The organism is Lentzea cavernae, assembly GCF_014653695.1.
Classification (GTDB): domain Bacteria; phylum Actinomycetota; class Actinomycetes; order Mycobacteriales; family Pseudonocardiaceae; genus Lentzea; species Lentzea cavernae.
The window spans coordinates 94722-114397 of record NZ_BNAR01000006.1 but is presented as its reverse complement, the minus strand read 5'-3'; the positions used below and the strand labels follow the sequence as shown (position 1 = coordinate 114397).

Genomic DNA, 19676 nt, shown 5'->3' with positions numbered 1-19676 from the left:
GTGGTTCGACGGTCTCACGCGGGCCGCCGGGTCCAGTCGCCTTCCACTCGGCGCGGCACGCTCCACGGGTTGTCGCGACGCAACGGCGGGGGCAGCAGGGCGTCCGGGACGTTCTGGTAGGCGACCGGGCGCAGCCACCGGCTGATGGCGGCCGCACCGACGCTGGTGTGCAGCGGTGCGGTGGTCGCGGGCCACGGCCCCCCGTGGTGCATGGCCGCGGTCACTGACACGCCTGTGGGCCAGCCGTTCCAGACCACCCGACCTGTCCGCACCGCGCCGAACACCTTGGATGCCAGATCGTCCTCGACCTCTCCATGCACTGCGACGGCCAAGCTTGCAGGCACTGTCGCGAGCGTGCCCAGCAGGTCGTCGTCGGACTCGTACTCCACCACCAGTGCAGAAGGGCCGAAGCATTCCGCAACCGGCGCTTCCCGCAAGGCCGTAGCGGACATCGTGAAGAGGCTCGGGGAGACCGTTTCTCCTGTGTCCTGGGGCAACGGCACGATCTCGCGGACACCGCTTCGCCGCGCCAGCTCGCCGATCGCGGCCACGTAACCCTGCCGGATCCAGGATCCCAGCAAGAGGCTTGGCGCGACCTCCGCGACCGCCTGCTGCAGGACCTCCTCCAAACCGTGCCCCGCGGGCAGGAAGAGAAGGCCGGGCTTCGTGCACAGCTGGCCCGAGCCGAGGGTGAACGACGCCACGAACGCCTTCGCCACCTCCTCTCCGCGTGCCGCCACGGCCGCGGGGGTGACGACGACCGGGTTGACCGAGCCCAGCTCGCCGTAGAACGGGATCGGATCCTCCCTACCGGTCGCGAGGTCGAACAACGCGCGCCCACCCGCGCCGGAGCCGGTGAACCCCACGGCGGTGATGCTCGGGTCCACCACCAGCGCCCGGCCCGCATCCCGGCCGGTGACGAGCGACAACACTCCGTCGGGCAACACGTCCGCGGCCAGTGCGCACGTCAGCTCCGACAGCTCCGGATGCCCCTCGTGGGCTTTGACCACCACGGGGCATCCCGCTGCCAGTGCGCTGGCGGTGTCGCCGCCGAGCACGGAGAACGCGAACGGGAAGTTCGACGCGGCGAACACGGCCACCGGCCCGAGCGGGGTGAGCATCCGCCGGATGTCGGGCCGGCCCGCGGGAGGTGGGCCCCCGACGGGCCCGTCGATGACCGCGTCGAGGTAAGCGCCATCGGTGACCATGTCAGCAAAAGCAGCCAGCTGGAACCGGGTGCGGTCCACCTCGCCGTTGAGCCGGCCGAGGCCGATGTGGGTCTCTCGATCGGCGACCGAGACGAGTTCGCCGCGGTTGTCCTCCAGCGCCTGCGCGAGACGGAGCAGCAGGTCCGCGCGGTCGCGCGGCGACGATGCGGCGAGGAACGGAGAGGCCGCGAGGGCGGTCGTGGTCACCTCGGATACCTGTTCTGCCGCGGACGTGGTGTGCATGAGACCTCGCAGTGCTGTGCGGATCGGCGAAATCCAGAATTCCGGCGCCGACACTTGCGCTTGGTATCTTGGTATACCAACATACCGGTATGCCGTACGGAGATGTGACCCGGACCATAAGCTCACCTCGCGAGCCGGTCAACGGAGCAGCGCTGGCCGCTTTGCTACCACCCGCCCAGACACCCGCGTCCCGCGCCGACGTGGTGTGCGAGGCGTTGCGCCGGGCGATTCTCGACGGCGTGCTCCAGCCGGGGCAGCCGCTGGTCGAGCGGGAACTGGCGGACATGCTCGGCGTCTCGAAGACGCCAGTCCGTGAAGCTCTCAAGCAGTTGCGGTCCACCGGCCTGGTCGAGGTGGCGTCGTTCCAGGGAGTGCGCGTGCGCGAACTGGACGCGGACTACGTGGAGAAGCTCTACGCCGCACGGGCGAGCACCGAACCCTCCGCCCTCCGCCTGGCCGTGCAACGGCTCGGTGCCACCGAACACGCCGCCGCGCACACCGCGTTGAGCGAGGCGGCCGCGTGCGCTGCTCGCGGCGACCGGACCGGGATGGGCATCGCGAACCGGACGTTCCACCGAGTGCTGTACACGGCGTCGGACAACGGGTTCCTGTGCGACTTCCTCGACCAGTTGCAGGATCTGACCGCTTTCGCGGCCACCACCGGATGGCGGCTGCGGGCCACCTTCGAGCAGGAGGCGGCCGAGCACGCCGCGATCCTCGCTGCCGTGGAGCAGGGCGACGCGGACCTGGCCGAGCGGCTGGCCTGCGAGCACATCGAGAAAGCAGCCAAGACGCTGTCGGACACATTGCACGAGGCGGACGCGGGCCATGAAGCTTGATCTCTTCGCGCATCCGGTCTCCTTCCGGTCCGACCCGGTGGGGGAGGCCGAGCGGATCGCGGCCACGGGGGCGGACGGAGTCGTGCTCGCGCTGGCCTACCACAGCGGTCGCTGGCTGCTCACCACGAGCGATCCCGGCGCCGTCGTCCACGTCGACGCGGGTCGCTTCTTCCTCGACGACAACCCGGACCTGCTCGACCAGTCCGTCGTGGACGACTCTTCCGCGAACGTGGTCGGGGCGTTGCGGTCGGCCGGGCTCGACGCGTCCGGCTGGCTGGTCGGTCTGCACCAGTCGGCGATCGCCACCCGCCGCCCCGATTTGGCCCTGCGCAACGCGTTCGGCCACCGGTACCGGCACGCGCTGTGTCCGGCACGACCGGAAGTGGTCGCGTTCGCCCGCGCGCTCGTGGTGGGTGCGGTTCAGGGCACCGGTGTGTCCCGGCTGGAACTGGAGGCGTTCGGTTATCTCGGCTGGGAGCACCAGGGCGCGCACGAGAAGGTGGGCACCGCCCTGCGTCCGGCCGACCGGTGGCTGCTGTCGTTGTGCGTCTGCTCGGCGTGCTCGGCGCAGTTCAACAACTCAGGGGTGGACCCTGCCGAACTCGCCGAACGGACCGCCTGGGCGGTCCGGACCCAACTCGCCGAACCGCGCCCCGCCGCGACGCACGCGGTGGAGGACATCGACTCGGCGCTCGGACCCCAGCTGCACCAAGCAGTGCTTCGAATCCGGTCGCGGGTCAGCTGCGACCTGGTGGCCGCAGCCGTCGACGCCGCCGGGAACACCCCGGTCTCCGTGCGGGCCACCGCCGACCCCTACGGCTGCGCAGGCAAGACCGCGGGAGATCTCAGCGACCTCACGGCCACCCGCGCGGGGCTCACCGTCACCGACCTGTCCGGGGACTTCGGTTCCCTGCAACGAGAACTCGAGGTGGCCGCCGCGATCGCGACCCGCCTGACGGTCGGCTGGAGCCTCTTCCACTCCGCCACCCCGACCAGCGCGGTGCTCGGAGCCGTCACAGATCTGGCGCTCGCGCACGGGGCGGACGCGCTCGCGCTGTACCTCTACGACCTCGTTCCCGCGGCCCGGCTGCGGGACCTGCCCGCCCAGCGCCGCGCGTCTGCGCTCGTCACCACGGGGGAGACGTCCCGATGACGGCCTACCTGATCCGCCGGCTGGCACAACTCGTGCCGGTCCTGATCGTCGTCTCGATGGTCCTGTTCGCATTGCTGCGACTGCTGCCGGGCGACCCCACCACGGAGATCCTCGGCCAGGAGGCGAGTGAGGCCGACCGGGCCGCGCTGCGCGCCGACCTCGGACTGGACGCCCCCGTGTGGCAGCAGTACCTGAACTGGACTGGAGGTGCGCTGACCGGTGACCTCGGCCGGTCCTGGCTCACCAACGAACAGGTCGGCACCGTCATCCTCGACCGGCTGCCCGCGACCGTGGAACTCGGCCTGATCGCGATCGTGCTGACCATCCTCATCGGACTTCCGGCGGGCATCATCGCCGCAGTGCGCAGCCGCACCAAGACCGACGCGGTGATGACCACGGCCAGCGTGTTCGCCCTGTCGACACCGCACTTCTACCTGGCGGCACTGCTGATCCTGGTGTTCGGGCTTTGGCTCCGGATCCTCCCGCCGTCGGGATACGTGCCGTTCACCGAGGACCCGGTGCAGAACCTGCTGCACATGGTGCTGCCCGCGATCACGATCGGATCCACGATCATCGCGGTGATCATGCGGCAGACCCGCGGCTCGCTGCTCGCCGCGCTCGGCGAGGACTACGTCCGCACCGCGCGCGCCTCGGGACTGGCCCAGCGCCGGATCGTCACCGTCTACGCGCTGCGCAACGCCGTGGTGCCGGTCGTCACGGTGGCAGCGTTGCAGATCGGCGCGCTGATGAGCGCCACCGTGGTCACCGAAGCGGTCTTCACCGTGCCGGGCATGGGCACCTTGATCGTCAACGCCATCTTCAGCAGGGACCTGCCCATCGTCCAGGGAGCGGTGCTCGTGGTCGTGGTGTTCGTCCTGCTGGTCAACCTGCTCGCCGACCTCCTCTACGCGCGGCTCGACCCGCGCATCACCTACTAGGAGCCCGACCATGGCGATGACGACGAAGTCCCCGCCGCGTGAGCGGCCCGTGCTCGACAGCCTGCGCCGCGACCGGCGCGCCTGGTTCGCCCTGCCCGTGCTGGTGCTGCTCGTGCTCGCCGCGGCAGCCGCGCCGTTCCTCGACGACGCGGTCGCCGACACCGACACCGACAACCTGCTGGCCGGGCCCTCCGCCGCACATCTGCTGGGTACTGACGAACTGGGCCGCGACATCCTGGTCCGCGTCGTCGCCGGCGCACTGGTGACCCTCGAGGTCGCCACCATCGCCGTTGGCCTGGCACTGGTGCTGGGCACCGCGATCGGCCTCGTCGCGGGCTACCGAGGTGGTTGGGTGGACGCGGTGCTCATGCGCGTCACCGACGGCCTGCTCGCCTTTCCCCTGCTGGTGCTCGCGCTGACCGTAGTGGCGGCACTCGGGCCGGGTCTGCGCAATGCGCTGATCGCCATCGCCGTGGTGACGACACCGCGCTTCGCCCGCCTGGTGCGTGGCGAAGTCCTGTCCCTGCGCACCCGTGAATGGGTGTCGGCAGCCAGGATCGTCGGCGTCGGCACACCGACCATCCTCGTGCGGCACCTGCTGCCGCACCTGGCGGGCACCCTCCTCGTGTTCGCCGCTCTGCAGGCCTCCACCGCGATCATGGCGGAGGCGTCGCTGAGCTTCCTCGGGCTCGGGGTGCAGCCACCGCAGCCCGGTTGGGGCGGCATGGTGGCTTCCGGCACCGCGCACCTCGACTCCACCTGGGCGCTGAGCGTGTTCCCCGGCCTCGCGATCCTGCTGACGATCGCCGCCTTCAACCTCCTGGCCGATGCGCTGCGCGACGCGCTCGACGCCCACCGGCCGGTGCTGTCCCCGATCCGCTGACCTTCGCTCCTCCGCCCCCGTGAAGGGATCCGCTGCCGTGTCCCACCCCAGAACAACCCGGCGTGCCGCACTCTTCGGCCTCGCCGCCGTCCTGATCGCCTCCACCGTCGCGTGCGGGAGCCCCGCTTCCACCGGCCCGCGAAACGCGCCCCGCACCGGTGGCACGGTGTCCGTCGGGTTCGACAACGAACCGACCACTTTGGACCCCGCGTTCTCCAGCCAGATCTCCTCCGACCGCAGCGTGCTGAACCTGTTCTACGACACACTGCTGCGCCAGAACCGCGACGGCGGCTTCGTCCCCGCCCTCGCCGAGAAGTGGGACGCCCAGCCGCGCGCGCTGACCTTCACGTTGCGCACCGGCGTGAAGTTCCACGACGGCACGCCGTTCGACGCGAAAGCCGTCGCCGCCAACATCAACCGCGTGCTCGACCCGGCCACCAAGTCGACCAAGACCAGTGCTCTGGCCAAGATCGCCACCGTGGCCGTGGTCGACGACAGGACCGTCCGCTTCGACCTGAAGGACCCGGACCCGCTGCTGCTGGTCCAGCTCGCTCACGAGCCCGGCATGATGGTCTCGCCGGAGGCCTTGAAGACCAAGGGCGCCGAGTTCGGTCGCAACCCCGTCGGCACCGGGCCGTTCACGTTCGACCAGTGGCGCTCCAAGGTCCAGCTCACCGTCGTCCGCAACACCTCGTACTGGGGCAAGGACGCGGACGGCAACCAGCTGCCCAGGCTCGACAAGGTCGTGGTCCGGTTCATCACCGAACCCAAGGTGCTGCGCACGGAGCTCGCCACCGACGGTGTCCAGCTGGTGCGCGCCCTGCCGCCGGAGGAGTTCGCGCAACTCGCCTCCGACAAGCAGGTCAGCATGGAGGACGTCGGCGTGCGCCGGTCGTACTACGTGGCGCTCAACACGACTCGCGCGCCGTTCAACGACCCCAAGATGCGCGCCGCGTTCACCGCTGCCGTGGACCGTTCCGCCATCGGCAAGGTCGCCGCGTCCGACCAGTTCGACCTCGCGCCGTCGTTCGCGACGAAGAAGGACTGGTACTACGACGACTCGATCACCTCACCCTCCTTCGACCAGGGGGCTGCCAAAGCCGCCGTCACCGCACCCACGTCCATCACCGTGCTGGCTCGCAGGCGCGCACCGGACCCGACGATCGCCGAGCTCCTGCAGGCTCAGCTCTCCGACGCGGGATTCACCGTGAAATCCGAAGTGCTGGAGCTGCAGACGCAGCTCGACCGGATGCGCAAGCAGGACTTCGACGCCGCCGTGCTGGTGGTCGACGTGCCGCGGCTCGATCCTTCCCTGGTGTTCGACCCGTACTTCACCAGCAAGGGCTCGAACAACTGGTCGGGCCTGAACGACAGCACGCTCGACGACGTGCTCCTGCTGGCCCGCAGCACCGATGACAAAGCCGTGCGCAGCAAGGCTTACAGCGACGTGCAGCGCCGAATCCTGGATCAGCGCTACTGGACCTTCCTGCACCAGGCCAAGTCCCCGCTGATCCACCGCACCGCGCTGAAGGGCGTCGTGCTCAACGTCGACGGCCAGTGGCGCCTCGACGAGGCCTACCTCGACCGATGAGGACATCCATGAGCTTGTTGCGCGTCACCGATCTCGCGGTCTCGTTCGCCGGTCGGCCGGGACAGGACCCGGTGCGGGTGGTCGACGGCGTGGCCCTCCACCTCGACGCAGGGGAGATCCTGGCCGTGGTGGGGGAGTCCGGGTCGGGCAAGACCGTCACCGCACTCAGCCTGCTCGGCCTCAACCCCACGTCACCGACGTGCACCACCACCGGGTCCGTGCTCGTCGACGGCACCGAGGTCATCGGCCTCGACGAGCGGCAGTGGCAGAAGGTCCGGGGCAGCACCGTCGCGATGGTGTTCCAGGACCCGAGCGCCGCGTTGAACCCGTTGCTCACCATCGGCACCCAGATCGCGGACGCGGTGCGCGCCCACGAGCCGATGTCCCGCGAGCATGCCCGGCGCCGAGCGGTGGAAGCACTGGAACTGGCACGGATGCCCGATGCGAAAGGCCGGCTCGGGCAGTACGCGCACGAGCTGTCCGGCGGGATGAGGCAGCGTGCGGCGATCGCACTGGCGATCGCCCCACGGCCCCGGCTGCTGATCGCGGACGAACCCACCACGGCACTCGACGTCGCGGTGCAGGCCGAGATCATGGGAATGCTGGGATCGCTGTGCTCCGACCTCGACATGGGGCTGATCCTGATCACCCATGACCTCGGTGTCGTCGCGGGTCACGCCGATCGCGTCGCGGTGATGTACGCAGGGCGCCTCGTCGAAACCGGAGCGGCAGCCGGGGTGCTGGGCGATCCGCGCATGCCCTACACCCAGTCGCTGCTCGCCGCGACGCCCAGGGTGGACGGGCTCGCGCGGCAGCGGCTCACCGCCATCGGCGGGCGGCCGCCGAATCCCCGCGAGCGTCCGGCGGGATGTCCGTTCCAGCCGCGTTGCCCGGTGGCCGTCGACCGCTGTTCCACCACCCGTCCTGTGCGGGTGGACCTCGGACAGGGCCACAGCGCGGCGTGCCTCCTCGTCGAACAGCGCCCCACCATCGAACCGCCTGCCGTGTCGGTCCACAGTGGACCATCGGTTGGGGTCAAGATCCTGGCGGAGTTCGACGACGTGTCGCTGAGCTATCCGGTGCGCGGGGGCGTGCTGCGCCGGGTCACCGGGCAGGTGCACGCGGTCCGCGGTGTGAGCTTGTCGGTCATCCGCGGGCGGACGGTGGCGCTGGTCGGCGAGTCGGGATCGGGCAAGACCAGTCTGACGAAGATGTTGTTGCGCTTGGAGAAACCGGATCGGGGCACGGTCCGCTACGACGGCATCGACGTCACGAAGCCGGACCGCGACCAGCTCAGAACTCTGCAACGTGACGTCCAGGTCGTGTTCCAGAACCCGTACGCGAGCCTGGATCCCCGGATGCGGGTCCGCGAGCTCCTGGCGGAGCCGATGAAGGTCCACGGCCTCGACACGGACGAGGCCGAACTGGTCCGGCTTCTCCGTGAAGTGGGACTGGACGCCGGTGCGCTCGACCGGTACCCGGCAGCGTTCTCCGGTGGCCAGCGGCAGCGGATCGCCATCGCACGGGCACTCGCCCTGCGGCCGAAGCTGATCGTGTGCGACGAGGCGGTCAGCGCGCTCGACGTATCGGTGCAGGCGCAGGTGCTCAACCTGCTGGCCGACCTCCAGCAACAGCACGGGCTGGCCTACCTGTTCATCACCCACGACCTGGCCGTCGTGAGGTCCGTCGCGCACGACATCGCGGTGATGCGCGACGGCCAGGTGGTCGAGGCCGGCCCGGCCGAGCAGATCTACCAGGACCCGCAGCACGACTACACCCGTTCACTGCTGGCCATGGCGCCAGGACACCCCACGGCACCGCAGAGGAGCACCGCATGACCCGCATCACCGGGGTCCGGTTGACCACCGTCAACACCCCGCGGCACAACAGCATCACCTGCGGGCACGTGATGGTCGAACTGCTCACCGACACCGACCTGGTCGGCCTGGGGGAGATGTCGGACCTGCAGCACCTGCCGCGGTTCCACTTCGACATCCCCGAACTGGCCGCCACCCTCGAAGACCTGCTCATCGGCCTGGACCCGCTGCAGACCACGGAGGTCGAACGCAGGCTGGAGGCCAACTTCCCGCAGGCGGGCTACATCTACGACAAGAGTCGCGCGATCAAGTGCGGAGTGGACATCGCGGTCTGGGACCTGGCGGCCAAGGTGCTCGGCCTGCCGCTGTACCAGCTGCTCGGCGGACAGGTGCGCGACTCCGTGCCGATCGCCTACCCCGTGTTCCGGCAGCAGAGCGAAGCCGACGTCGAGCGCAACCTGACGATGGTCGACCGCCGGCTGGACGAGGGCTTCGAGTTCTTCCGCGTCTACGTGGGCCGCGACCTCGCACTGGACGAGCGGTTCCTGCGCGAGGCGCGGGACCGGTTCGGCGACCGGCTCACGATCAAGTCGCTGGACTTCTCCAACCTGCTCGACGCCAAGTCCGCCTGCTCCTTCGCCGAACGGGTCGCCGACGTCGGTTACGGACTCGTCGAGGCGCCCGCGCCGAATCACGACATACGTGGTCTGGTGTACGCACGTGACCGGCTGCACGTGCCGATCAGCGAGCACGTCTACAGCAACCGGTGGGCGCTCGATCTCGTGGCGGCCGACGCGGTGGACGTGTTCAACGTCAGTGTGATCGCCATCGGCGGCATCACCCCTGCCCGGCGCATCTTCGCCATCGCCGAGGCTGCGGAGAAGACCTGCCTGATCGGCACGACGCAGGAACTGTCCATCGGCACCGCCGCCGCGGCCCACGTCGCCATGGCCATGCCGGCCGCGACGCTGCCCAGCGACCCGGTCGGCCCGCTGCTCTACACCCGCGACGTCGTGCGCGAACCGGTGCGATACGAGAAGGGCCGGTTGCGCGTGCCCGAGGGCCACGGGCTGGGCATGGAGCTCGACCCGGACCTCCTCGCGGCCAGCGCGGGTCCGCTGACCTGGCGGCACACCACCGCCGACGCCGTGGTGGACCGCCAGCAGGTGACACCGTGACCCAGCGCTTCTCCGGCAAGGTCGTGCTGGTCACGGGCGGTGCGCGGAACATCGGCCGGGCGATCGCGCTGCGGATGGCGCAGGAGGGCGCCGCCGTCGCGGTCAACGGCCCTGACCCCGACGAGGCCGAAGCAACCGCCCGCGCACTGCGTGACGCCGGGGCGCAGGCGGTGGCCTGCCCGGCGGACGTGTCGGACGGCGAAGCGGTCGACAGGGCCTTCGAACGGGTGCTCGCCACGTTCGGCAGGCTGGACTTCCTGGTCAACAACGCCGCCCTGCCCATGGTCGGGCGCGCTCGCCTCGTCGACCTCGATCCGGCCGACTGGGAGCGCAGCTTCGCCGTCAACGTGCGCGGCGTCTTCCTGGCGACGGCCGCGGCGGCCAAGGTCATGCGGCCAGGCTCCGCCGTCGTGAACATCTCCTCGATCGGCGCCACCCGCGCCCACCTGGGCACCATCGCCTACGACGCGGGCAAGGGCGCGGTCGAGGCCGCGACCAGAGCCATCGCCGTGGACCTCGCATCGGCGGGCATCCGCGTCAACGCCGTCGCGCCGGGACCGATCGCCAACGACCGGTTCGACGCGCTATCGCCCGAACAGCAACGCGCCCGAGCCGAACCCGTCCCGCTCGGAAGGGTCGGGACCGGCGCCGACGTGGCAGGGGTGGTCGCTTTCCTGTGCTCGCCCGACGCCGCCTACATCACCGGTCAGGTCATCACCACCGACGGCGGCCTCACCGCGCAGGCCCGCCCCGCCGGTCTGGACCCGACCCTCGACCCGCCGCCATCCGAACACGAAGCAGAAAGCCGGCCCCATGACTGACAGCTCCACCACCCCGCTCGACCCCGACGACCTCGGCGCACTCGCGGAGGCGGGCACCGCGACCGTCACCACCCAGCTGTTCAAGCTGGGGCTGCGCAACACCTTCCTGGCCGGACTGCGCACCTACGGCCGTCCTGCCAAGCGGATGGTGGGCGAGGCTTTCACGCTCCGCTACATCCCGGCGCGTGAAGACATCGACGTGCTCGACGTGTTCGACGACTACGACCACCCCCAGCGCCTGGCCGTCGAATCCGTCGGCCCCGGTCAGATCCTCGTGGTCGACTGCCGGGGCGAGGGCCGGGCGGCCTCCGCGGGGCACATCCTGCTCACCCGCCTCGCGGCCCGCCACGCCGCCGGGTTCGTCACCGACGGCACGTTGCGCGACATCGCGGGCATCGACGAACTGCCGATGCCCGTCTACGCCACGGGCCCGGCGGCGATGACCAACCTCGCCCTGCACCACGCCGTCGACATGCAGCTGCCGATCGGCTGTGCGGGAGTCGCCGTCTACCCCGGCGACGTGCTGCTCGGCGACGCCGACGGCGTGGTCTGCATTCCGCGTCACCTCGTGGCGTCGATCGCGAACCCGGCGCGGGAGCAAGAGGCCCTCGAGGCGTTCCTGCAGCAGCGTGTCGCCAACGGCGCCCCGCTGCGCGGCACCTACCCGCCCGACGAGGCCACCCTGCGGGCTTACCGGGCGTTCACGCGGCCATCCGCGGCCGCTTCCTGAGCCGTCGGTGAGCGGGCGGTGCTCCTCATCGACCTGCCCGCTCGCCGCCCGATCCCGAGGAACCCCATGGACAGCCTGCTCGATCGACTGCGCGCGGAGATCGGCTCCGGAAACGTCCTCACCGATCCCGACGTCACCGACTCGTATGCGCGCGACATGATGCCGCTCGTGCCGGCAGGGCGCTCCCTGGCCGTCGCCCTGCCGATCGACACCGCCGGAGTGCAAGCCGTGGTGCGCGCTTGCGCCGAGAACGGTGTGCCTGTGGTGCCGCGTGGTGCGGGCAGCGGACTGACCGGTGCCGCCAACGCCGTGGACGGCTGCGTCGTGCTGTCGCTGACCAAGCTCGACCGGGTGCTGGAGATCGATCCGGACGACCGGATCGCTGTGGTGCAGCCGGGTGTGGTCACGAAGGACCTGCGGGACCGAGTCGCCGATCGCGGCCTGTTCTACCCGCCGGACCCGTCCAGCTACGACTGGTGCACCATCGGCGGGAACCTCGCCACCAACGCGGGCGGCCTGTGCTGTGTGAAGTACGGCGTCACCACGGATTCAGTGCTGGGCCTGGAAGTCGTGCTCGCGGACGGGTCCGTGCTGCGCACAGGCAGGCGCACCGTGAAGGGTGTCGCGGGGTACGACCTGACGAGCCTCTTCGTCGGCAGCGAGGGAACCCTCGGCGTCATCACCGAGGCGACGCTCGCACTGCGTCCTCGACCGGCGGCGCCGACCACGCTCGTCGCCGCGTTCGCCTCGGCCCAGGACGCGGGTCTCGCCGTCGCCGAGGTCGTCCGCTCGGGTGTGGTGCCGTCGCTCATGGAGATCATGGACGCCGTGTCGATCGAGGCGGCCGAGTCCTACCTGCGGACCGACCTCGGCGCAGGCGACGGGACAAAAGCTTTGCTGTTGTGCCAGTCCGACGCCGGGCCCACCGCCGGTGATGACATCGCGGCCGTGGAACGCCTCTGCGAGAAACACGGAGCGCTCTTCACCCACACGACCGACGACCAGGCCGAGGGCGCGATGCTGCTCGAAGCACGCCGAGTTGTCCTCACAGCGTTGGAAGCGCGCGGTGCCCTCCTCGTCGACGACGTGTGCGTGCCACGCACGCGGATCGCCGAACTGATCCTCGGCTGCGAGGAGATTTCGGCGGAGGTCGGGCTGACGATCGCCGTCGTCGGTCACGCGGGCGACGGCAACATGCACCCCACGATCGTGTTCTCCGGTCCCCGCGAGGAGAACAGGGCTCGCCAGGCGTTCGACTCCATCCTCGCACTGGGCCTGTCGCTCGGCGGCACGGTGACGGGTGAACACGGGATCGGGCGACTCAAACGCGACTGGCTCGCCCGCGAGATCGGTGAGGTCGGCCTGGCCGTCCACCGATCCGTCAAGCAGGCGCTAGACCCGCACGGCTTGCTCAACCCCGGAGCCGTCTTCCACTGACGGGCCGTCCTCACCTTATTCCCGCACAACGGAACCAGGCGTCGCGCTGAACGACGTCGGCTCCGGCGCGCGATCGTTCACCCCACTCCCACTCCAGGAGGTATCAGTGTCGATACCAGCAGACGTCACTCCGGCCAGCGGTTCACGCCGCCGTCCTCGCCGATTGGCCGCCGCCTTCGTGGCTGCGGCGTTGGCGGCGGCGATACCGCCGTCCGTCTTACCGGCGGCCGCCGCCGTCGACAGCGCCGACATCACCGATGCTTTCACCGGCGACGTGGGCTCGTTCCCCACCGGGTGGACCGCCTCACCCGAAGGTGGAACCGCCACCGTGCAACAGGTCTCCGAGCTCGAGCGGGGCCTGCGGTTGCACGACGACTCGACGACCGCCTCGATGGTGGTCACCCGATCCTTGGGCACCACCAGGTCCACCCTCGTCGCCGCCGCGCGGCTGCGCGCCGCCCAGACGACGTCGGTGATCGGAGTGCACCTCAGGGGACCGGCGGGTGACGCGGCCACCGTGGCGATGGACGCCGCGGGCCGCCTGTACACCTACAACGGGGCCAAGCGCGTGGAACTGGGCTCCTACCGGGCCGACGAGTGGCTCGACCTGCGGATCGTGGCGCAACCCACCGCCCGGAAGTACAGCGTTTTCCTCAAGGGCAAGCAGATCGCCGCCGACCTCTCGTTCCGCGTCGGCACAAGCACCCTGACCGACCTCCGGATCGGGGTCAGCAGGGAGAGCGTCGGCACCGCGTGGATCGACGACGTGCGCGTCTTCGCCTCACCAGCGCCCGACGGCTGGAACCCCGTCGGGACCGTCACACCCCGCACCGCCAAGCAGATCGGGTCGTCACGACTGCTGTCGGGCTGCGAGACCACGGGCCGCAAGTACGCCAAGTTCTCCGAGTACCGCGACCAGTTGCTCGCGCTGGGCACCACGACCTGCAGGGTGCAACCCGAGTGGAACGCCGTCGAGGCCAACGCCGACGGCAAGTACAACTGGACGACGGTCGACGAGATCGTGGACGCGCTCCTCGAGGCCGGCATCCAGCCGTGGCTGCAGGTCTCGTACGGCAACTGGGCCTACGGCAAGAAGGGGATCCCCGCCGGCGGCGCGAACCTCGGCGCGCCCCTGCCGAGCGGCGCGGGCCTGGAGGTCAACGCGAACTGGGTCAGGGCAATGGTGGAGCGCTACAAGCCCGGCGGTGTGCGCTACCAGGGCCGCGGTGCGGGCTATGGCGTCCGGCACTGGGAGATCTGGAACGAGCCCAACCACCCCGATGCGCCCTCGACCATCGGTGCCGACTACGCGGCTTACTACAAGCTCATGGCCACGATCGTCCGGCAGCAGCAGCCGGACGCGGTGCTCTTCGGCGTGGAGTACGGCCTCGACGTGGCCTTCGCCGACAAGTTCATGTCAGCTCTCAAGGCAGCCAAGGACGACGGCGAAGCGGACGGCGACACGGCCAAGCAGGCCGCCCGGATCGCTTTGGTGAACGGGTTTTCCTACCACCCGTACAGCAATTACCCGGACAACCCGGCGCTCTACAACTCCATGGCCGCGTTGCGCCAGGTGTTCGCCAAGTACTCCCAGTCGATCGAGATCCGGCAGGGGGAGAACGGCGCGCCGAGCACGGCGGGTTCGGTCGGTGCGTTCGGGCAGGACACCTTCACGGAGTACAGCCAGAACTCCTACGACCTGCGCCGGATCATCGGGGACCTCGGCGTGGGCATCAGCACGGAACTCCTGGGCACCGTGGACCTGTGGTACCGCTGGACTCCCACCAGCGCACCTCAGATCAACTCCAAGGGGCTCGTCGCAGCCACCTCGGACCTCAAGGCGACCTACACCAAGAGGTCTTACTACGGCGTGCAGAACGTGGCTGCCTTGTTCGACAACACCCTGCGCCCGGTGACGCGGCTCGAGCCGTCCGACGACATCAAGAAGAAGTCACCGATTCAGGGCTTCGACTTCACCACCACGGGCAATGGCGATCGGACCGTCACCGCGCGGGCGTTCGAGAAGAACGGCTCCGGTCAGCAGGCTGTCGCGCTGTGGTTCGGAGGCGACCCCGCGCAGCAACCCCGCTACGACAGCACGGGCAAGGAGATCGACATCGCGGCGCGACCAGACCGCGTGCCGAACGAGAACCGGGCCACCAAACCCGTCACGGTCACCTTCCGCGACACGAAGATGAGCAACCCTCGTCTGGTCGACCTCACCACCGGCACCGTCTACCGGATTCCGCCGAGCGCCGTGTCCCGGCACGGAGACTCCCTGACCATCACCGGGGTGCCCATCGGCAACACACCCGTCGTGGTCGCTGACCGCTCGATCACCGGTAGTTGACATACCCGGCACCGGAAGGCTCGCCCCTTCCGGTGCCGGAGTCGCTCGCTTCTGTGTGCGCGATCTTGTCGTGGGCGACTGAAAGTGGCTTGATGACGGAGGTCTGACGACGTTGACGCACGGTCGGACTTCTACCCGATCTTGCCCTTTGGGACATTCAGCGGGGACCCGTGACGGTACCCGCGCGTACAGGTCTTTCTCACTGCAAAAGCGCCGGGGAAGGCACGAACAGGCTGAACTGCACGCTGCCCGACTTGGCTGTCGCCTCCAACCCGACTCGGCGGCGGGCACTATCCTGGCGATGTGTGCGGAACCGGTCATACGACGGCTGCTTTCGACGTGGTGTGCATGGCCGCGTCGATGGGCGGTGTCGCCGCATACCGCGATCTCGTGCCGCTGCTCCCGGACGCCTTCCCCGCGGCGATCGTGCTGGTCCAGCACCGGCCCACGCACCACCGGGACTCCTTTGTCGAAGCGCTGCGCTACCGATCCCCGTTGCCGGTGCACCTGCTGGCCGACGGCGACGATTTGTCTCCGGGAGTCGTGCACGTCGTGCCCGCTCGAACATCTGCTGCGCTGACCGCCGACGGCGTGCGAATTCATCCCATGGACGACCACAGGACGGCTGACCCGCTGTTCATGTCGATCGCGGCCAGGTTCGGGCCACGTGCCTTGGCCGCGGTGCTGACCGGCCGCCTCGACGACGCAGCCCTCGGCGTTCGACACATCAAAGGCAGTGGGGGCCGGGTGCTCGCGCAAAACCCGGCCACTGCCATGGCCGCTGGTATGCCCAACGCCGCCATCGCCACCGGCTGTGTTGATTTCGTGCTGCCTTTGCCCGTGCTGGTTCATGCCGTGGTCAGCCTGGTGATGGCGCCCGGCGCTGCGAACATGATGCGCGTCGCGTTACCTTCGTGGGCGACAGCGATCCCGCCGGTGGCGGCCAGTTGACAGAGCCAGCGCGACGTCGAGGAAGGCGAGCAGGGCTATGACGGGCAGCGCAGCCGGTCGTCACGACCCGCGACGCAACCGGGTTCTTGCCGCCCTGTCCGACAAGGATCGTGATCAGCTGGTCGACGATTTCACCGTCGTGGAGATGCCTGTCGGCGAGGTGCTCTACCAGCCGGGTGAGCCGATCAGGGCGGTGTACTTCCCGCTGCTCGGCGTCTTCTCCATCGTCACCGACCTGGACGGGCCGAGCGTCGAGGTCGCCACGGTCGGCGACGAGGGAATGGTCGGGCTACCGGTGTTCCTCGGCGCGGGCATGCCGACCGAGCGCGCGCTCTGCCAGGTCGAGGGGCTCGCGCTGCGCATGGACGCCGACGTCTTCCGCCACGAGATCGCGATCATGGACGGGCCGTTGCAGGCCGTGCTGCAGCGCTACACCCAGTCCATGTTCACTCAGCTCGCCCGCAACGCCGCCTGCAACCGCAGCCATCACACGAGGCAACGCTGCGCCCGCTGGCTGCTGATGACCGCCGATCGCATGCACAGCGATCAGTTCCCTCTCACTCAGGAGTTCCTGGCCCAGATGCTCGCGGTGCGCCGCTCGTCGGTCAGCGAGGTCGCCGGCGCCCTGGCCGAAGACGGCTGCATCCGCTACAGCCGCGGCAACATCATGGTGCTCGACCGCGATCGCTTGGAAACCAACGCCTGCAGCTGTTACCGAGTCATCCGAGACGCAACCGATGCTGCCTTTCCACAGCACTCCAGCTCGGCCTGACGCGAACCGCGATGAGGCCGAAGAACCGTATGGCGTGCCATGGTCTGCACAGTGACCAACCCGCACCGTTTGGACCGGGCGTGCAAACCTCGATGTCGGCGGAGCGCGACAAGGCGGGCGCCTCACCAGTGAGTACGACCCGGCCCCCAGATCACATGCGAGCTCGCGTAGCTCCTGAGCGGGAGCGCTGGACTTCGAGGCCTCTCCGGCGATGACCAGATCGACAGCCTCCATCGCGGAAAGGACCGCCATGCGTCTGTCAAACCGTTGCCGCAGTTGAGCTTTCCGACCGATACGCCGCGTCGTGGTGCTCCGTGGAATCAGGGTGCCGGCGGTTTCAACCCGAAGATCCATCCGGCGTGACCGTTGGAACAGGACGAGGGGCCCGACCGCGCCATGGCACTGGTCATGTCTCTCATGAAGGGGTCGGACCAGGACGGTGTCAGTGTCCTCATCCAACTTGCCCTCTCCGGATGTATCTACTTGTGTGCATATACACCGAAGAGTATGTTCGTCTCATGACCGCCACTGTGCAGGAGCGATTGGCGACGATGTCCGAGCCGAATCGGTTCCGGATCGTCGAGTTGCTGAAGGACGGGCCACAGCCGGTGGGCGGGATCGTCGACGCGCTCGGACTGGGTCAGCCGCAGGTGTCCCGGCACCTGCGGTTGCTCGCGGAAGCGGAAGTGGTCGAGGTGACCAAGCGGGCCCAGCAGAGGATCTACCGGCTGCAGCCCGAATCGATGCATGTGATCAGCGACTGGGTGCAGGGCTTCGCAGCTCTGTGGGCGGAACGGATGGATCGCCTCGGCGCCCTCCTTGACGACGACCGTGCTTCCGAGTCGAACCAATGAGGGGGTCGGCCGTGCCCGACGGCATCGTGATCGACAGGACGAGCAACACCATCCACATCAGCCGTACCTATTCGGCCGGTGTCGACCGCGCCTGGTGGGCGTGGACCGACCCCGAGGCGATCAGTCTCTGGTGGGGGCCGCAGGGTTGGGCGGCCACCGTTTATGAGATGGACGTGCGACCCGGCGGTCGCTGGCGGTTCCAGATCGCGCCGGTGGACGGCTCGGCAGCTGCGGTGCGCGGTGTCGCCACCTACAACGTGGTCATTGCGCGGGCCGAACTGGCCTACGACGACGCGTTCGCCGACGAGGCATGGCAGCCCGAGGGCAAGGACAGCTTCCCCACCACGGTCACCTTCGCCGCAGCCGGCACCGGCTGCACCGTCGACGTCGCGGCAAGTTTCCCCAACGAGGCAGCGTTGCAACGGGCTGTCGAGCGGCAGATGGCAGATGGCTACGCCGAAGCGTTCGACCGGCTCGGCAGCGTGTTGGACACCCAGAACAATCCTGCTGAAGGGGAAAACACCATGTCCACCCTCACCTCGGCCGACGGCACCGCGATCGCCTACGAACAGACCGGATCGGGTCCCGCGATCATCGTGGTCAGCAACGTCGCAGAAGACCGCACCAGCGTCGCGGGCTTGGTCACGGCGTTGGCCGAGGACTTCACCGTGATCAGCTTCGATCGCCGCGGTCGTGGCGCCAGCGGTGACCCGCAGCCCTACGAGCCCGCACGCGAGATCGACGACATCTCGGCACTGATCGACGTCCTCGGTGGTCGTGCAGCCCTGACCAGCGGCTCCGGCGGTTGCGGGCTCGCACTCGATGCGGCCAGCGCACTGGGGAACAAGGTCAGCGGCCTGTACCTCTACGAGCCTCCGTTCATCGTCGACAGCTCCCGGCCGCCGGTTCCCGCCGACTACGTCGAGCATCTCGAAGCTCTGGTCGCGGCCGGCAAGCGCAGCGAGGCCAGCGAGTACTTCATGACCGAGGTGGTCGGTGTTCCCGCCGAATACCTGCCGATGATGAAGGCGGACCCGTCATGGGAGCAGATGGCGGCCTACGCCCACACCTACGCCTACGACGGCCGGATCTGGCGCGGCCTCCAGAACGGCACACCGCTGCCTGCTGACCGCTGGGCCATCGACGCGCCGATCGCCGTTGCCGTGGGCGGCAACGGCGAGGCGTTCATGCGCACGGGCGCCGAGGCGCTGGCCGAAATCCTGCCGAACGTCACCGTGCTGACTTTGGCCGACCACGACCACGGGGCCTTCTGGTCTGCCCCCGAGCCCGTCGCCGAACAAGCCCGCAACTTCCTGCTCGGCTGACCAACCTGTTAAGCCCTTTCAGCAGCGCGACCGGGCCAGTGCTGCAGCTCATCGTCGGTCATGGCCGGGCCCGGACCATGCGATGGAAGGCGCTCATCGAGCTCTGGCGGTCGTGCTCGCCGCCCGCTCCTATCGGTCAGGACCCAGCAAGGTCCTCAGCCAAACCGGCCGGTGGAGTGGTCGAAAGGGCTTCATGAAGGTGCGGCGGCGTCCGGCTGTAGCGCGGTTTTGGCGGTTGAGCGCGATGCGTGTCGACGCCCAGACGGGTATCCGGGACACCGTCTGCGCCGAGATGGCCGGGCTAACAAGCCTTCAGCCGGGTCGAACGTGATTCGCAGAGCACGGGGGACATGGCCTGTTCGGGTCTGCCAACACGTGCTCAATGCGTCGGCCATGACGTCATCAGTTGCCCCGTCACCTTCCGGTAGTGGTGCCCATTCCTTCTCGACAGCAAAGGGAGCTTGAGATCGAATGGGCCTGGGTACAGAAGGGCTGCCGTGCGCGCGCGTCTTCTGCACGGTAAGTCCACCTCTGGTGGACCGGCCGGGTCCGGTGCGGGGTCGTTGAGCAATCCAGCGCCCGCATC

Annotated in this window: 16 protein-coding genes; 15 read left to right on the top strand and 1 reads right to left on the bottom strand. The window is 69.1% G+C overall.

Going from position 1 to position 19676, the window contains the following annotated elements; all coding sequences use genetic code 11:
- Positions 1 to 14: 14 nt before the first annotated feature.
- Complete coding sequence (locus IE307_RS20915; RefSeq protein ID WP_191300105.1) at positions 15 to 1451, bottom strand: aldehyde dehydrogenase family protein; 1437 nt, start codon at positions 1449 to 1451, stop codon at positions 15 to 17.
- Positions 1452 to 1540: 89 nt separating this feature from the next.
- On the opposite strand from IE307_RS20915, the gene IE307_RS20910 reads away from it, so the two are divergent.
- The 15 genes from IE307_RS20910 to IE307_RS20840 all read left to right on the top strand — a co-directional run bounded on the left by IE307_RS20910 (position 1541) and on the right by IE307_RS20840 (position 19090).
- Positions 1541 to 2290, top strand: coding sequence for a GntR family transcriptional regulator (locus IE307_RS20910; RefSeq protein ID WP_191300103.1), 750 nt, complete (start codon positions 1541 to 1543; stop codon positions 2288 to 2290).
- Positions 2280 to 3443: a hypothetical protein gene (locus IE307_RS20905; protein ID WP_191300100.1), complete on the top strand. Its 1164-nt coding sequence runs from the start codon at positions 2280 to 2282 to the stop codon at positions 3441 to 3443. Before IE307_RS20910 ends, IE307_RS20905 begins: the two co-directional genes overlap by 11 nt.
- Entirely contained in the window at positions 3440 to 4381 is a 942-nt protein-coding gene (locus IE307_RS20900) for an ABC transporter permease (protein ID WP_191300098.1), read from the top strand. The genes IE307_RS20905 and IE307_RS20900 overlap by 4 nt, the downstream gene beginning before the upstream one ends.
- A 10-nt stretch (positions 4382 to 4391) precedes the next feature.
- Complete coding sequence (locus IE307_RS20895) at positions 4392 to 5264, top strand: ABC transporter permease (RefSeq protein WP_191300096.1); 873 nt, start codon at positions 4392 to 4394, stop codon at positions 5262 to 5264.
- A 37-nt stretch (positions 5265 to 5301) separates the two neighbouring features.
- Positions 5302 to 6855 (top strand): ABC transporter substrate-binding protein, encoded by a 1554-nt coding sequence (locus IE307_RS20890; protein WP_191300094.1) that lies wholly within the window; start codon positions 5302 to 5304, stop codon positions 6853 to 6855.
- An 8-nt stretch (positions 6856 to 6863) separates the two neighbouring features.
- A complete protein-coding gene (locus IE307_RS20885; RefSeq protein ID WP_229904926.1) occupies positions 6864 to 8693 on the top strand; it encodes an ABC transporter ATP-binding protein in 1830 nt (609 codons plus the stop codon).
- Entirely contained in the window at positions 8690 to 9850 is a 1161-nt protein-coding gene (locus tag IE307_RS20880) for a mandelate racemase/muconate lactonizing enzyme family protein (RefSeq protein WP_191300090.1), read from the top strand. Before IE307_RS20885 ends, IE307_RS20880 begins: the two co-directional genes overlap by 4 nt.
- On the top strand, positions 9847 to 10671 hold the full coding sequence (locus tag IE307_RS20875) for an SDR family NAD(P)-dependent oxidoreductase (RefSeq protein ID WP_191300088.1): 825 nt from the start codon (positions 9847 to 9849) through the stop codon (positions 10669 to 10671). Before IE307_RS20880 ends, IE307_RS20875 begins: the two co-directional genes overlap by 4 nt.
- A complete protein-coding gene (locus tag IE307_RS20870; protein WP_191300086.1) occupies positions 10664 to 11401 on the top strand; it encodes a ribonuclease activity regulator RraA in 738 nt (245 codons plus the stop codon). The genes IE307_RS20875 and IE307_RS20870 overlap by 8 nt, the downstream gene beginning before the upstream one ends.
- A gap of 66 nt (positions 11402 to 11467) precedes the next feature.
- The gene (locus IE307_RS20865) at positions 11468 to 12838 is read left to right on the top strand and encodes an FAD-binding oxidoreductase (protein WP_191300828.1); all 1371 of its coding nucleotides are present in this window, start codon (positions 11468 to 11470) and stop codon (positions 12836 to 12838) included.
- A 106-nt stretch (positions 12839 to 12944) separates the two neighbouring features.
- Entirely contained in the window at positions 12945 to 15188 is a 2244-nt protein-coding gene (locus tag IE307_RS20860; RefSeq protein WP_191300084.1) for a GH39 family glycosyl hydrolase, read from the top strand.
- A gap of 348 nt (positions 15189 to 15536) precedes the next feature.
- Positions 15537 to 16139: a chemotaxis protein CheB gene (locus tag IE307_RS20855; protein ID WP_191300082.1), complete on the top strand. Its 603-nt coding sequence runs from the start codon at positions 15537 to 15539 to the stop codon at positions 16137 to 16139.
- Positions 16140 to 16176: 37 nt separating this feature from the next.
- Positions 16177 to 16911: a Crp/Fnr family transcriptional regulator gene (locus IE307_RS20850; RefSeq protein WP_191300080.1), complete on the top strand. Its 735-nt coding sequence runs from the start codon at positions 16177 to 16179 to the stop codon at positions 16909 to 16911.
- A gap of 518 nt (positions 16912 to 17429) precedes the next feature.
- Positions 17430 to 17765, top strand: coding sequence for an ArsR/SmtB family transcription factor (locus IE307_RS20845; RefSeq protein ID WP_191300078.1), 336 nt, complete (start codon positions 17430 to 17432; stop codon positions 17763 to 17765).
- 11 nt (positions 17766 to 17776) lie between these two features.
- Complete coding sequence (locus tag IE307_RS20840; protein ID WP_191300077.1) at positions 17777 to 19090, top strand: alpha/beta fold hydrolase; 1314 nt, start codon at positions 17777 to 17779, stop codon at positions 19088 to 19090.
- The last annotated feature ends 586 nt before the right edge of the window (positions 19091 to 19676 follow it).